General features: G+C 71.0%; 14 protein-coding genes and 1 riboswitch. Of the genes, 8 read left to right on the forward strand and 6 right to left on the reverse strand.

Annotation, left to right across the window (positions count from 1 at the left end; translation table 11 throughout):
* Positions 1-17 precede the first annotated feature (17 nt).
* Both ACWGJM_RS23835 and ACWGJM_RS23840 read left to right on the forward strand, forming a co-directional pair.
* Positions 18-1,220 (forward strand): NAD(P)-binding domain-containing protein, encoded by a 1,203-nt coding sequence (locus tag ACWGJM_RS23835; RefSeq protein WP_453413693.1) that lies wholly within the window; start codon positions 18-20, stop codon positions 1,218-1,220.
* A gap of 213 nt (positions 1,221-1,433) precedes the next feature.
* Positions 1,434-2,264 carry an HAD family hydrolase gene (locus ACWGJM_RS23840; RefSeq protein WP_453413694.1) on the forward strand — a complete coding sequence of 277 codons (831 nt, stop codon included), beginning with the start codon at positions 1,434-1,436 and terminating at the stop codon, positions 2,262-2,264.
* A gap of 9 nt (positions 2,265-2,273) precedes the next feature.
* On the opposite strand, the gene ACWGJM_RS23845 is transcribed toward ACWGJM_RS23840, so the two are convergent.
* The gene (locus ACWGJM_RS23845; protein ID WP_453413695.1) at positions 2,274-2,771 is read right to left on the reverse strand and encodes a transglycosylase SLT domain-containing protein; all 498 of its coding nucleotides are present in this window, start codon (positions 2,769-2,771) and stop codon (positions 2,274-2,276) included.
* A 3-nt stretch (positions 2,772-2,774) separates the two neighbouring features.
* Positions 2,775-2,960, reverse strand: a riboswitch (cyclic di-AMP (ydaO/yuaA leader).
* A 530-nt stretch (positions 2,961-3,490) separates the two neighbouring features.
* On the opposite strand from ACWGJM_RS23845, the gene ACWGJM_RS23850 reads away from it, so the two are divergent.
* From ACWGJM_RS23850 to ACWGJM_RS23865, 4 genes are all read left to right on the forward strand, one after another.
* Positions 3,491-4,501, forward strand: a complete 1,011-nt coding sequence (locus ACWGJM_RS23850; protein WP_453413696.1) for a polyprenyl synthetase family protein — start codon at positions 3,491-3,493, stop codon at positions 4,499-4,501.
* Positions 4,502-4,829: 328 nt separating this feature from the next.
* Positions 4,830-6,035, forward strand: a complete 1,206-nt coding sequence (locus ACWGJM_RS23855) for a LolA family protein (RefSeq protein ID WP_453413697.1) — start codon at positions 4,830-4,832, stop codon at positions 6,033-6,035.
* A gap of 95 nt (positions 6,036-6,130) precedes the next feature.
* Entirely contained in the window at positions 6,131-7,105 is a 975-nt protein-coding gene (locus ACWGJM_RS23860; protein ID WP_453413698.1) for an ABC transporter ATP-binding protein, read from the forward strand.
* On the forward strand, positions 7,092-7,985 hold the full coding sequence (locus ACWGJM_RS23865) for an ABC transporter permease (protein WP_453413699.1): 894 nt from the start codon (positions 7,092-7,094) through the stop codon (positions 7,983-7,985). The genes ACWGJM_RS23860 and ACWGJM_RS23865 overlap by 14 nt, the downstream gene beginning before the upstream one ends.
* A 43-nt stretch (positions 7,986-8,028) precedes the next feature.
* Here the strand turns inward: ACWGJM_RS23865 and ACWGJM_RS23870 are convergent, their stop codons facing one another.
* Positions 8,029-8,616 (reverse strand): flavodoxin family protein, encoded by a 588-nt coding sequence (locus ACWGJM_RS23870; RefSeq protein ID WP_453413700.1) that lies wholly within the window; start codon positions 8,614-8,616, stop codon positions 8,029-8,031.
* Positions 8,617-8,830: 214 nt separating this feature from the next.
* Between ACWGJM_RS23870 and ACWGJM_RS23875 the strand changes: the two genes are divergently transcribed.
* Positions 8,831-9,850 carry a hypothetical protein gene (locus ACWGJM_RS23875; RefSeq protein WP_453413701.1) on the forward strand — a complete coding sequence of 340 codons (1,020 nt, stop codon included), beginning with the start codon at positions 8,831-8,833 and terminating at the stop codon, positions 9,848-9,850.
* Between the two features lie 46 nt (positions 9,851-9,896).
* Here ACWGJM_RS23875 and ACWGJM_RS23880 read toward each other — a convergent pair whose 3' ends face one another.
* The 3 genes from ACWGJM_RS23880 to ACWGJM_RS23890 all read right to left on the reverse strand — a co-directional run bounded on the left by ACWGJM_RS23880 (position 9,897) and on the right by ACWGJM_RS23890 (position 12,435).
* The gene (locus ACWGJM_RS23880) at positions 9,897-10,367 is read right to left on the reverse strand and encodes a VOC family protein (protein WP_453413702.1); all 471 of its coding nucleotides are present in this window, start codon (positions 10,365-10,367) and stop codon (positions 9,897-9,899) included.
* A gap of 29 nt (positions 10,368-10,396) precedes the next feature.
* A complete protein-coding gene (rarD, locus tag ACWGJM_RS23885) occupies positions 10,397-11,431 on the reverse strand; it encodes an EamA family transporter RarD (RefSeq protein ID WP_453413703.1) in 1,035 nt (344 codons plus the stop codon).
* Positions 11,432-11,580: 149 nt separating this feature from the next.
* Positions 11,581-12,435, reverse strand: coding sequence for an SDR family oxidoreductase (locus ACWGJM_RS23890; RefSeq protein WP_453413704.1), 855 nt, complete (start codon positions 12,433-12,435; stop codon positions 11,581-11,583).
* 119 nt (positions 12,436-12,554) lie between these two features.
* Here ACWGJM_RS23890 and ACWGJM_RS23895 point away from each other — a divergent pair, with 119 nt between their 5' ends.
* The gene (locus ACWGJM_RS23895; protein ID WP_453413705.1) at positions 12,555-12,941 is read left to right on the forward strand and encodes a winged helix-turn-helix transcriptional regulator; all 387 of its coding nucleotides are present in this window, start codon (positions 12,555-12,557) and stop codon (positions 12,939-12,941) included.
* Between the two features lie 13 nt (positions 12,942-12,954).
* Here ACWGJM_RS23895 and ACWGJM_RS23900 read toward each other — a convergent pair.
* The coding region (locus ACWGJM_RS23900) for a thiamine pyrophosphate-dependent enzyme (RefSeq protein WP_453413706.1) at positions 12,955-13,650 on the reverse strand (696 nt) is incomplete at its 5' end.

Genomic DNA, 13,650 nt, shown 5'->3' on the forward strand with positions numbered 1-13,650 from the left:
TCCTGGGGAGGGACTTCGTGATTCAACCGGTTGCAGTCATCGGCGCCGGGCCATTCGGCCTGTCCACCGCCGCCCATCTGCGGGCGCGCGGTATCCCCGTCCGCGTCTTCGGCGATCCCATGGTCAGCTGGCGCGACCACATGCCCGCCGGAATGCTCCTCAAGTCCACCCCGGTGGCGTCCAACATCGACTGCCCCCAGCCCGGTCACTCGCTCGTCGACTACTGCGACGCGGCGGGCATCCGCCGGCTGGTCACCGACGAGGACATCATCCCGGTCGAGACCTTCATCGCCTACGGCGAGTGGTTCCAGCAGAAGCTGCTGCCCGACCTGGAGCGGGTGCGGGTGGTGTCCGTGGACCGGGGCGCGGGCGGCGGCTTCGAACTCAAACTGGACTCCGGTGAGTTGTTCACCGCGCGCGCGGTGGTGGTCGCCACCGGCCTGTCCGGACTGGCCCACCTCCCGGCCGAGCTGGCGTCGGCGGCGCCCGACGGACCCAGCCTCACCGGCCCGGTGTCCCACAGCTCCCAGCACCATGACCTGACCCGGTTCTCCGGCAAGGAACTGATCGTCGTCGGCGCCGGCCAGTCCGCGCTGGAGACGGCGACCCTGGCAGCGGAGGCCGGCGCCCGGGTACGGGTGGTGTCACGCGGTCGCGGCCGGGTCGCCTTCGGGGCCCCGCCCTGGAACCAGCCGAGGCTGCGCCCCGAGTCGCCCTTCGGCCGAGCCTGGTCCCTCTGGGCGCTGAGCTACTACCCGCACCCCTACCGCTTCCTCCCGGCCCGCACCCGCCACTACCTGGTCCGCCGCGTCCTCGGCCCGCTCGGTGCCTGGTGGCTGCGCGACCGCTTCGAGGGGAAGGTCGAGGTGGAGGAGGTCGAGCGGGTGGCCGGCGCGGACGCCTCCGGCGGCAGCCCGGTCCTCACCGTCCGCACCCACGCCGGGCGAACCACCCAGGTCCCCGCCGACCATGTCATCGCGGCCACCGGCTACCGCGTGGACATCGCGGCCATGGACTTCCTCGGCCATGAGCTGCGCACCCGGCTCACGGTGAGCCGGGGGACGCCCCGTCTGGGTGCGGGATACGTCTCCTCCGTCCCCGGGCTGTACTTCACCGGCCTGCCGGCGGCGTCGTCGTACGGCCCGGTGATGCGCTTCGTCTGCGGCACCGAGTTCGCCTCGCCGCGCCTGGCCAAGCACCTCGCGGCGGCACACGGCTGACGGACTACTGCTCCTCCGCCGCCGCCCGCTGCCCGCTGCCGGGCCAGGAAGTCCTGGATCAGTTCACGCCGGACACCATGACGGGCAGCGGGCGGCCGGGGAGCTTCGGGATGCGCCGCGCGCCTCGACACCGTCATCAAGGAGTCCCTGGGCACCAGTTGGGGCTGAAAACAGCGGTGAGTCGTGGGGGCGCGGTGTCCGTATTCTCTGATCATGGCCGCACCCCCCGCATATTCCCCCCCGACATCCCCCGCGTTTTCGCTCGTCGCGACCGATCTCGACGGAACGCTCCTGCGTGGCGACGACACCCTCTCCGACCGCTCCCTCGCCGCCCTCGCCAGGGCCGGGAGAGCGGGCGCCCGGCACCTCGTGGTGACCGGGCGCCCGGCGCCGCGGGTGCGGCCGCTGCTCGACGACCTCGGCTGCACGGGGCTCGCCGTGTGCGGACAGGGTGCGCAGGTGTACGACGCCGGCGCCCACCGCCTGCTGTGGTCGGTCACCCTGGACCGGGAGCTGGCGGAGACCGCGCTCGGCAAGATCGAGGCAGAGGTGGGGGAGGTGTACGCGGCCGTCGACCAGGACGGGGTGGACGGGCTCACGCTCATCGAGCCCGGCTATCTGATGCCCCACCCCACCCTGCCCGCCGTACGGGTCCGGCGGCGCGACGACCTGTGGTGCGAGCCGATCAGCAAGGTCCTGCTGCGGCATCACGCCCTGTCGGACGACGAGTTGGCCGCCACGGCCCGTGCGGCCGTGGGATCGCTGGCGACGGTGACCATGTCGGGGCCGGGGACCGTCGAGCTCCAGCCGTGCGGCGTCAACAAGGCGACCGGGCTGGCGCTGGCCGCCGACCACCTCGGGCTGAGCGCCGAACGGGCCATCGCCTTCGGGGACATGCCCAACGACATCCCGATGTTCGACTGGGCCGCCCACGGTGTGGCGATGGCCAACGCCCACCCCGAGCTGAAGGCGGTGGCCGACGAGGTCACTTTGTCGAACGAGGACGACGGCATCGCCGTCGTCCTCGAAAGACTCTTCCCCTGAGCGGGGCGGTCAGTACGCGCCGAACACGTTGTCGATCGAGCCGTAGCGGTGGGCGGCGTAGTTGCAGGCGGCCGTGATGTTCGCGACCGGGTCGTAGATGTTCCACGAGGTGCCGGCCACGTGGTAGCTGGCGAACGTGGGGTCGATGACCTGGAGCAGGCCCTTGGACGGGATACCGGCGGCCGCGTTGGAGTCCCAGAGGTTGATGGCCACCGGGTTGCCCGACGACTCGCGGATCACGTTGCGGTAGATGCCGTTGTACGTACCCGGGATGCCTTTCTGCGCCATGATCGCGAGCGACTCGCGGATCCAGCCGTCGAGGTTGTTCGAGTACGCGACCGTGGTGGCGGCCGCGGGGGCGGCCGTCGGGGCGGCCGTGGTGGTGGCCGCGGAGGCGCTGGTCGCGCCGATCAGCGGGAGGGCGAGCACGGCGGCGCCGGTGCCGGCGACGGCGAGCTTGCGGGCGAGGCGGGCGAAGGGGGCACGGTGCTGAGCGGCAGCAGACATGTCGAAGTTCCTCTCCGTCGCCTGCGAGGTGAGCTGTCGGGTTCGGGCTGGGAGGTGCCCGGCCGTGCCGCCCGAAGGGCGGTACGGCTTAACCCCGAGCCGTTCCGGGACGACGGGTGTCGCCCGGACCGGCGGCAAACCTGGGTCCCCCGCTCCTGCCGTCGTGAATGAGTTCGTCGATGGGTGTGACGGGCGGCGGCAGGATTCGGCGTTCCGCCCGACGGCCGGGAACGTATGCGAGAGCACATGTCCTGAACAAGCGTCGGATTCACACAAAGTCCTAGTTGACCTTGTTCTGAGGCGTATGGGGTGCTTGATCCTTTGCGTCTGCCAACCCTCAACTGGCCAATGGCGGCAAGCGGTCTGCCGGTGTCGGGGGGTGGGGTGCTCCGATCGGCCGACGTGACCCAATTCACGGAATGACAATCGCGGCAAATAGGACATGAAGGGCGCCGTATTGGGTAGCGCATCGGGCGTGGGAGCGGAAGGTGAACTGCTCCAAGCGGCGCAGTCATGTCGTACTTCCGGGTAAGTCGATAAATATCTGTGCTTATCGACCGATTGAAAACATAACGGGCGTGATCCGATAGCGCCCGGCCTGTAACAGTGGGCGCCCTCGGTGATCGAAAGCTGACCGGATACGCTGACTTGAGTGAGGGCAGCGACCTATCGACAAACCGTGTAATCGCCAGCAGGCACCAGCAGACAGGAGACCCCTCGTGACCGTCGTCGGGCCGTTCGGGCTTAGCGTGCGGGACCAGGCTCTGGAAGCCGATGTCCAGGCCGGATTGGCGGCTGTCGAGGAGGGACTGCTCGAAGCCACCAAGAGTGAGGTCCCCTTCATCACCGGGGCCGCCCAGCACCTCGTGCGGGCGGGCGGGAAGCGGTTCCGGCCGCTGCTCGTGATGCTCGCGGCGCAGTTCGGGGACCCGTACGCGCCGGGAATCGTGCCCTCGGCGGTCGTCGTCGAGCTCACCCACCTCGCGACGCTCTACCACGACGACGTCATGGACGAGGCCGCGGTGCGCCGCGGAGTGGACAGTGCGAACACCCGCTGGGGCAACTCCGTCGCCGTCCTCACCGGCGACTTCCTCTTCGCCCGCGCCTCCCAGATCCTCGCCGACCTCGGCCCCGAGGCCGTACGGGTGCAGGCCCTGGCGTTCGAGCGGCTGGTCACCGGGCAGATCCTGGAGACGGCGGGGCCGCAGGACGGCCGCGACCCGGTGGAGCACTACCTGGATGTCCTCGGCGGCAAGACCGGGTCGCTGGTGGCGGTCTCCTGCCGCTTCGGCGCCATGATGTCCGGGGCCGACGAGACGGTCGTGGACGTCCTGACCCAGTACGGCGAGAGGCTCGGCGTGGCCTTCCAGCTCGCCGACGACGTGCTGGACATCGCCTCCGACTCCCACGAGTCCGGCAAGACCCCGGGCACCGACCTGCGCGAGGGCATCCCCACCCTGCCCGTGCTGCGCCTCAGGGAGCGGGCGGCCCGGCTGGGGCTGGCCGAGGACATCGCCCTGTGCGACCTGCTCGACTCCGACCTGACCGACGACGCCCGGCACGCCGAGGCGCTGGCCGCGCTGCGCGCCCACCCGGCGCTGGAGCAGGCCCGCCGGGACACCGTGCGCTACGCGGAGGACGCGCGGGCGGCGCTGGCGCCACTGCGGGAGTGCGACGCCAAGGCGGCCCTTTTGCAGCTGTGCGACGCGGTGGTGCACCGGGCCGGGTAGTGCCCGGGGTTTCCCTGGCCCATGCTGGAGGCTGCCGCCCCCAGACCCCCGCTTCGGCCTGAACGGCCTCGTCCTCGAACGCCGGACGGGCTGAGAAAGACGCCGGCGTGATCCAGTGCGACCCCTACGGGTCGGGGGACATCCCGCCTCCCCGTGTCATACCGCAGGCGTACATCGAGTTGCCTCCCGGGGCTGACGCATCCTCACGGCCGATTTGGTGAGATGGAAACCACGGAAATCACCACTCCTCACCGATTCGGGTGAGAATGGCGGCTCAGGGTTGACGAGGGTGAGGGCAGCCGCCGCCGACGACGGAGGTAAGGCACACATGGCACCGTACGGATCCGACGACACCACGTCCGACGACAGCATGGCCGACACCGACACGGCCACCGGACGACGCAAGGCGGCCCGGTACGTCGTACCGGTCGCGGTGGTGGGGGTGGCGGCGGCGACCATCGGGCTGGTCCCGGCGCTCGCCGACTCCGGTGACCCCGACCTGCCGAAGATCAGCGCACAGCAGCTCATAAACAAGATCGCCGCGTCGGACGTGCAGCAGCTGTCCGGCACGGTGCGGTTCAGCACCGACCTCGGTCTGCCGAACCTCGGCGGACTGGAGAGCAGCCTGCTGTCCGGGGCGAACAAGGGCGGCGACGGTTCGTCGGCGGACCCGAAATCCAAGCTCACCGAACTGCTCTCGGGGAGTCACACGCTTCGCGTGGCGGCCGACGGCCCGGACCGCCAGAAGGTCTCGCTGATCGAGAGCGCCGCCGAGTACAGCCTCATCCACGACGGCAAGGACGTCTGGGGCTATGACAGCAAGTCCAACGAGGTGTACCACGGCACCGCGGACCAGAACGGCAAGCAGCAGCGGGAGAAGACTCCCGCCACGCCCAAGGACTTCGCCGACGAGGCCCTGAAGTCCGTCGACGACACCACGTCCGTGACCGTCGACGGCACCGTCCAGGTCGCCGGCCGGGACGCCTACAAGCTGCTCATCAAGCCCAAGCAGTCAAGCACCACGGTGGGCGCGATCAGCATCGCCGTGGACGCGAAGACGGGGATGCCGCTGAAGTTCACCCTGACCCCGGCGAGCGGCGGCGCCGCCGTCGTGGACGCGGGCTTCACCCAGGTCAGCTTCGCCAAGCCGGCCGCCTCGACCTTCGACTTCACCCCGCCGAAGGGCGCGAAGGTCACCGAGGGGGACGACGCGGCCAAGGCGCCCGGGAAGCGCGCCCCGAAGCCCGAGAAGGACCTCGCCAAGGGCCACGGCGGTTTCGACGTCCTCGGCAAGGGCTGGAACTCGATCGCCACCTTCGACTCCGGCAGCAAGGGCGGCCTGCCGACCGGTGAGGGCGGCGGCGAGCTGGGCGGCTTCCTCGGCTCGCTGGGCGACCATGTGACCGGCAAGTTCGGCAAGGGCACGGTGTTCTCCACCCGCCTGGTCAACGCCCTGATCACGGACGACGGCAAGGTCTACGTCGGCACCGTGACCAAGAACGCGCTGGTGAAGGCGGCCGACGCGGCACGGTAGACAGACGCGGCACGGTAGACCGACGCGGCACGGGAGACGCCGGCCGCACAGCATGTACGTATGTATGTACGTACATATGACGAAACAGGGAGCCGATGGACGAAGCGTCCGCCACGGAGCCGGCCGCACGGGACGAGGGTGACAGCGTCATCCACACCCGCGCGCTCACCAAGCGCTACCGCGGCGGACAGCTCGCCGTCGACGGTCTCGACCTGACCGTCCCGGCGGGCAGCGTCTTCGGCTTCCTCGGTCCGAACGGCTCCGGGAAGACCACCACCATCCGCATGCTGATGGGCCTGATCGAGCCGACCTCCGGCACGGCGCGCGTCCTGGGGCGGCCCATGCCCCGGGCCGCGCGCACCGTGCTCCCGCAGGTCGGCACCCTCATCGAGGGACCGGCCCTGTACGGCTTCCTCTCCGGCCGCGACAACCTGCTGCGGTACGACGCCGCCGACCCGACCGCCGACCCGCGCACCCGGCGCGCCCGCGTCACGGCAGCACTGGACCGGGTGGGCCTGACGGCCGCCGCGGGCAAGAAGGCGAAGGCCTACTCGCTGGGCATGAAGCAGCGCCTGGGTCTGGCCGCCGCACTGCTCCAGCCGCGCAGGCTGCTCGTCCTGGACGAGCCGACCAACGGGCTCGACCCGCAGGGCATGCGGGAGATACGCGCCCTGGTACGGGAGTTGGCCTCGGACGGCACGACCGTGTTCCTCTCCTCCCACCTCCTCGACGAGATCGAGCAGGTGTGCACCCACGCGGCGGTGATGGCCCAGGGCCGTCTGATCACCCAGGGCCCGGTGGCCGACCTCGCGGCCGGGGCGCGCGGGCGGCTGGTGGTCGTCACGCCGGATCCGGGTGACGCGGCCCGGGTGCTGAAGGAGCAGGGGGTCACGGACGTCGTCGTCGCCGAGGACCGGGTGAGCGGCGAGCCGCCCGACCGTGAGCTCGCCGAGCTGAACGCGGCGCTGGTGACGGCCGGGGTGCGGGTACGCGGCTTCGGAGTGGAGCGGGCCTCGCTGGAGGACGCGTTCGTGGCGCTGACAGGGGAGGGCTTCGATGTCGCAGGCTGAGGCAGTGGCTGAGGCAGTGGCCGTACGCCGACCCACCCCGCTGTGGACCCTCGGCCTGCTGCGCAACGAACTGACCGTCACCTTCCGGCGCTGGCGCACGCTCGCGCTGCTCGGGGTGCTGGCCGCCGTGCCGGTGCTGGTCGGGGTGGCCGTGAAGATCGAGACGGGGGGAGGTTCGTCGGCCGGCGGCCGGGGCGGCGGGGGCGGAGGCCCGGCGTTCATCGCGCAGATCACCAACAACGGCCTGTTCCTGGTGTTCACGGCGCTGGCGGCGACGCTCCCGTTCTTCCTGCCGATGGCGATCGGCGTGGTGGCGGGGGACGCCATCGCCGGCGAGGCCAACGCCGGAACCCTGCGCTACCTTCTGGTCGCCCCGGCCGGCCGCACCCGCCTGCTGCTCACCAAGTACGCGACGGTCATGGCCTTCTGCCTGGTCGCCACCTTCGTGGTCGCCGCCTCCGCCCTCCTGATCGGCGCACTGCTCTTCCCGCTCGGCGACCTGACGACCATCTCGGGCACGCAGATCAGCTTCGCCGACGGCCTCGGCCGTGCCCTGCTGATCGCCCTGGTCGTCGCCGCGTCACTGGTCGGGGTCGCGGCGCTCGGCCTGTTCGTCTCCACGCTGACGAACAGCGGGATCGCGGCGATGGCGACCACGGTCGGCCTGCTCATCACCGTCCAGATCCTCGACCAGATACCTCAACTGCACGCGCTCCAGCCGTACTTCTTCTCCCACTACTGGCTGTCCTTCGCCGACCTGATGCGCGATCCGGTCTACTGGGACGACCTGGCGAAGAACCTCGGTCTCCAGGCCCTGTACGCGGCGGTGTTCGGCTCGGCGGCCTGGGCACGGTTCACGACGAAGGACGTCACGGCCTAGTACACGTCATGCGCGACGTACCCGTCCTGGCGGACGGTGGCGCTCAGCGGTTCTGGTACGGGAAGCGGGCGAGCGGGGCCTCGCGGGTGAAGAACGTCTTCGCCCGGGCCAGCGCCTCGGTGTCCTTGAGCACGTCCCCGCGCGCGCTGCCGTTGCCGAGCAGCACCCCGCCGAAGCGCATCCCCAGGTACGCGGCCGAGTTGTTGAGCGTGTCGGCGAGCGGGTCGGCCACCGACGGCTCCCGGTCGGCGAGCGCGGCTATGCCCCACAGCGTGCGCCCGGCCAGGGTGGCCTTGAAGTCGATGCCGGGGGTACGCAGCCAGCCGGACCAGTAGTCCAGGTAGCGCTTGGTGAGGCCGGACACCGAGTACCAGTACAGCGGCGAGGCGATGACGATGTCCGTGGCCGCGAGCGTCGCCTCCAGCAGCAGGCCGGTGTTGGTGTCGGCGGGCGGCCGTACGTGGTCGCTGTCGCGCCGCAGGTCCACGAAGTCGGGCAGCGGGTGCTCGGCCAGGCTGATCCACTGCTGCTCGACGTCCCCGGGCAGCTGTTCGGCGGCCGTGCGCGCCAGCAGCTCGGTGTTGCCGTCGGCACGGGCGCTGCCGAGCACGAACAGGAAACGGCGGTTCATGGGTCCCCCAGGTGATCGATGTACCGCAGAATGATCGGCGTACCGCGAAAATACAGGCATCTGCATTATATGCGTGTGCAATTAGATGTCCAGTGGCCGCCGGCTGGTGCGAGGCTGTGACGTCGTGGTGACGCGGGAGCGGGGGTGTAGCGGCGACACTCGGGGGCAGGGACGCGTACGACCGGATCGTGAGGCCGGGGGAGTGAGGAAACCGATGGCTCGACTGAGCTTCGAGAAGAAGCGGGACCTGTGGAACGACCCGCACCCGGAGGCCCCGGTCGATGTGCGCGTCTCGGGCTCGGGCAGCGCCTCCGTCGGCGGGGTGGCGGTCATGGCGACTCCCGGCCAGGAGATCCAGCAGGCCGTCCTGAACCACCTCCAGCGCCTCGCCATCAGCCTCGGCCACCCGGTGCACGCCATGGTCCACGACGACCGCGTCGGCTGCGTCGTCCCCCTCGAGGTGGATGTGAACGGCGCCAGCCGCTTCACGGGTGAGCCGCAACTGCACGGACGGACCACCGTCCCGCAGGCGGCACGGACCGCGACCCCGCAGCCGCCCCGGACCACCGTCCCGCAGGCGCCCCGGACCACCACCCCCCAGCCGCCCCGCCGCGACACATCCCCGCTCCCGCCCGAGCCGCTCCCGCTCCTTGTGCCGGCGCCGGACCGCGCCCCCGAGCCCGACACCCGGCACCACACGCCGGCCCGGGGCTTCGACGCGGTCGCCGAAGCGGTCCTCGGCGACGGCCCGGTGACCGCCACCGCGGAGGGTGCCGCGCTGCTCACCGAACCCATGACGCGGATCAACGAGGCGGTCAAGGAGGGCCGGATCGAGACGGCGGCGGAACTCGCCGAGCGCACCGTCGTCGAGGCGTCGGACGTGCTGGGCGCCGGTCACCCCGAGGTGCTCCGGCTGCGCGAACTGACCGCCTACATCGCCTACCTGGCCGGCGATCCGCTTCGGGCCTTCGGCCTCTCCCTCGACCTGGCCCGCCTCCACCACCGCGCCCGGAACGCGGAGGCCGCCTACGGCAACGTCCAGAGCGCGGCCACCGCCTGGCGTGCGGTGCGCGACCCCGAGCACGGCCTGCGTCTGGGGCGGGACCTGATCGAGCTGTGGACCGAGCTGGTCGCCGGGCCGGGCGCGGCGGCCGACGACCGGGAGCGGCTGGAGTCCGCCCGCACCCGCATGGTCCGCCTGACGGACCGTGCCGCCAAGGCGGCGGGCGCCTGACGCCCTACTGCACCCGGAAGACGGCCCACTGCACTCAGAAGACGCCCTACTGCACGCAGAACTCGTTCCCCTCGGGGTCCGCCATCACCACCCACTCCCCGGCGGGCTCCTTCACCCGCCGCAGCACCTGGGCGCCCAGCGCCTCGAGCCGCTCGACCTCGGCGTCGCGCCGGCCCTCGCCCGGGTGCAGGTCGAGGTGCAGCCGGTTCTTGCCGGTCTTCGCCTCCGGTACGCGCTGGAACAGCAGCCGCCGCCCGAGCCCGGTGCCGCGCTCCTTGTCGTACGGGTCGTCCGGATGCCGTACGGCGATCAGGTCCCGGAAGGCCGGGCGGCCGTGGTACTCCACGGTGGCCTCGCCGGGCAGCGCGCCGAGCTCCAGCAGCCGCTCGACGAACGCGCTGTTGTCCTCGGCCTCGTAGTGCAGCGCGGCGGCCCAGAAATCGGCCTGCGCGTGCGGGTCGGCGGCGTCGACGACGAGTTTGAAGTGCAGCGGGGCGGGGGCGGGCGTCTGCGTCATGGCGACCACTTATAGCCGACCCGGACCGGTCAGGAGGCCGGTTCCGGTTCCTGGCCGGAAGCAGCGCCCTCCGGTTGCCGTACGACGGTGTCCACCGGGGCGGCGATGGCGGCTTCGGCTTCGGCAGCGGCAGCGGCGGCGGCGGTGGCGGTCGCGACGGCCAGCGCCCGGGCCGTCCGGCGCGCGGTGCGCAGCGCGTCCCAGGTGAGCAGGACCAGCGCCAGCCAGACGAGCGCGAAGCCGGCCCAGCGCTCGGGCGGCATGGCCTCGTGGAAGTACAGGATGCCCAGCAGGAACTGGAAGACGGGCGCCAGATACTGGAGCAGGCCCAGCGTGGACAGCGGCACCCGGATCGCGGCCGCCCCGAAGCAGACCAACGGCAGCGCGGTGACGGCACCGGTCGAGGCGAGCAGCGCGGCGTGCCCGGCGCCCTCGCTCGCGAAGCTGGAGCCGCCGTGCGCGGTCAGCCACAGCAGATAGCCGAGCGCGGGCAGGAACTGGATCGCGGTCTCCGCGGCCAGCGACTCGACACCGCCGAGGTTGACCTTCTTCTTCACCAGCCCGTAGGTGGCGAAGGAGAAGGCGAGGCACAGGGAGATCCACGGCGGCTGCCCGTACCCGACGGTGAGGACGACCACGGCCGCGAAGCCGACACCGACCGCCAGCCACTGCGCGGGCCGCAGCCGTTCCTTCAGGAGCAGCACGCCCATGGCTATGGTGACCAGCGGGTTGATGAAGTAGCCCAGCGAGGCCTCGACCACGTGCCCGCTGTTCACGGCCCAGATGTACACGCCCCAGTTGACGGTGATCACCCCGGCCGCGACCGCGACCAGCCCGAGCCGCCCGGGTTGCCGCAGCAGCTCCCCGGCCCAGGCCCAGCGCCGTACGACCAGCAGCGCGGCGGCAACGAAGACGAGGGACCACACCATCCGGTGGGCGAGGATCTCCATCGCGCCGGCGGGCTTGAGCAGCGGCCAGAACAGGGGCACGAGACCCCACATTCCGTACGCCGCGAAGCCGTTCAGCAGACCTGTCCGCCGCTCACCCCTCGACTCCCCGGCCACGGGCCCCTCCTGCTCACTCCGTACGTCCTGTCCGCCTGGACGAAGGTAGCGCCGAACACCCCCGCCTGTCATGCCCGTATCGCTATACGGTCATGACAGGCGGGGGGGGCGAAGGCCCGGGGGCTCCGGGCAGGGGGAATCCAGCCAGTTCAGCCCTTGAGCGCGGCGCTGATCGCCTCGGCGAGCGGGGTGGTCGGACGGCCGGCCAGGCGGGAGAGGTCGCCGGTGGAGACGACCAGTTCGCCCTTCTCGATGGACGCGTCCACGCCCGCCAGGATCGAGGCGAACGGTCCCGGCAGACCGGCGCCCGCCAGGATGCCCTCGTAGGCCTCGGCGGAGACGGCGTTGTAGACGATCTCCTTGCCGGTCTGCCGGCTCAGCTCGGCCGCGTACTCGGCGAAGCCCCACGCCTCGTCGCCGCCCAGTTCGTACGTCTTGTTCTCGTGCCCCTCGCCGGTCAGCACCGCGGCCGCGGCGGCGGCGTAGTCGGCGCGGGAGGCGGAGGAGATCCGGCCGTCACCGGCGGCCTGCACGACCGCGCTGTGCTCCAGCACCGGGGCGAGGTTCTCGGTGTAGTTCTCGTGGTACCAGCCGTTGCGCAGCAGCGCGTACGGCAGACCGGAGGCCAGCAGCGCCTTCTCGGTGCCGCGGTGGTCGTCGGCGAGCGCGGCGGTCAGCGTGCCCGGGGCGCTGGTGTAGGCGAGGAGCGCGACACCGGCGGCCTTGGCCGCGTCGATGACGACCTGGTGCTGCTGGACGCGGCCCTTGTCGAACTCGTTGCCCGAGATCAGCAGCACCTTGTCGCCGGCGGCGAAGAGGTCGTCGAAGGTGTCCGGGGTGTTGTAGTCGGCGACCGCGATCCGTACACCGCGCTCCGCGAAGTCGGCGGCCTTCTCCGGGGTGCGGACGACCGCGGTGATCTGCTCGGCCGGGACCTTCTCCAGCAGCTGTTCGACGACGTGGCGGCCGAGGTGCCCGGTGGCTCCGGTGACGACGATGCTCATGATTCAGCGATCTCCTTGTGGGGTGCGTCTTCGTCACTCACCCTAGGAGCTGCACTAACTTCTGGAAAGTACCCACTTTGAAGTAAGGTACTGACATGACGGTAAGTGGAATAAGTGGAATGGGTCCGGCAGGCGAGGCGATGTGCCCCTACCGCCTCGTCCTGGAGCACGTCACCAGCCGCTGGGGCGTGCTGGTCCTCATCGCCCTCCTGGATCGCTCTTACCGCTTCAGCGAACTGCGTCGCGAGATCGGCAGGATCGGCCGGGGCGTCAGCGAGAAGATGCTCACCCAGACCCTCCAGACCCTGGAACGCGACGGCCTGGTCCACCGGGACGCCAAGCCGGTGATCCCGCCGCGCGTCGACTACTCCCTGACCGACCTGGGCCGCGAGGCGGCGGAGCAGGTACGGGGGCTCGCGGTGTGGACGCAGGCGCGGATGGACGACGTGGAGCAGGCGCGCACCGCATACGACGAGGCCCGGGCGGCACAGACCCGGGCCTCCTGAGGAACCGCCGCCGTCAGCCGACGACCGTCCAGGTGTCGCCGCCGGCCAGCAGGGCGGCCAGGTCGCCCTTGCCGCGCTGCTCGACGGCGGTGTCCAGCTGGTCGGCCATCAGGGTGTCGTAGACCGGGCGGTCCACGGACCGGAAGACACCGATGGGGGTGTGGTGCAGGGTGTCGGGGTCGGCGAGCCGGGAGAGGGCGAACGCGGTGGTCGGGGAGGCCGCCCGGGCGTCGTGGACCAGGACGTCGGCCTCGTTGTCGGGGGTCACGGTGACGACCTTCAGATCACCGGTCCGCCGGTCGCGTACGACTCCGCGGCTGCCGTCGGGACCGAAGCGGATCGGCTGCCCGTCCTCGAGGCGGATCAGTGCCTCTTCGGCCTGTTGCTTGTCCTTCAGGGCGTCGAAGGCGCCGTCGTTGAAGATGTTGCAGTTCTGGTAGATCTCGATCAGTGCGGTGCCGGGGTGGTTGGCCGCGGCGCGCAGCACCTCGGTGAGGTGCTTGCGGTCGGAGTCGATCGTCCGCGCCACGAAGGAGGCCTCCGCGCCGAGAGCGAGGGAGACCGGGTTGAAGGGGGCGTCGAGGGAGCCCATCGGGGTGGACTTGGTGATCTTGCCGACTTCGGAGGTCGGGGAGTACTGGCCCTTGGTCAGGCCGTAGATCCGGTTGTTGAACAGCAGGATCTTGAGGTTGACGTTGCGGCGCAGGGC

This window comes from Streptomyces sp. NPDC054834 (genome assembly GCF_053611185.1).

Coding starts and splice junctions, on each gene's coding strand:
- ACWGJM_RS23880 (WP_453413702.1), bottom strand. CDS start 10,367: ATGACGCAGACGCCCGCCCCCGCCCCGCTGCACTTCAAACTCGTCGTC.
- ACWGJM_RS23870 (WP_453413700.1), bottom strand. CDS start 8,616: ATGAACCGCCGTTTCCTGTTCGTGCTCGGCAGCGCCCGTGCCGACGGC.
- ACWGJM_RS23890 (WP_453413704.1), bottom strand. CDS start 12,435: ATGAGCATCGTCGTCACCGGAGCCACCGGGCACCTCGGCCGCCACGTC.
- ACWGJM_RS23865 (WP_453413699.1), top strand. CDS start 7,092: ATGTCGCAGGCTGAGGCAGTGGCTGAGGCAGTGGCCGTACGCCGACCC.
- ACWGJM_RS23860 (WP_453413698.1), top strand. CDS start 6,131: ATGGACGAAGCGTCCGCCACGGAGCCGGCCGCACGGGACGAGGGTGAC.
- ACWGJM_RS23855 (WP_453413697.1), top strand. CDS start 4,830: ATGGCACCGTACGGATCCGACGACACCACGTCCGACGACAGCATGGCC.
- ACWGJM_RS23840 (WP_453413694.1), top strand. CDS start 1,434: ATGGCCGCACCCCCCGCATATTCCCCCCCGACATCCCCCGCGTTTTCG.
- ACWGJM_RS23845 (WP_453413695.1), bottom strand. CDS start 2,771: ATGTCTGCTGCCGCTCAGCACCGTGCCCCCTTCGCCCGCCTCGCCCGC.
- ACWGJM_RS23895 (WP_453413705.1), top strand. CDS start 12,555: ATGGGTCCGGCAGGCGAGGCGATGTGCCCCTACCGCCTCGTCCTGGAG.
- ACWGJM_RS23875 (WP_453413701.1), top strand. CDS start 8,831: ATGGCTCGACTGAGCTTCGAGAAGAAGCGGGACCTGTGGAACGACCCG.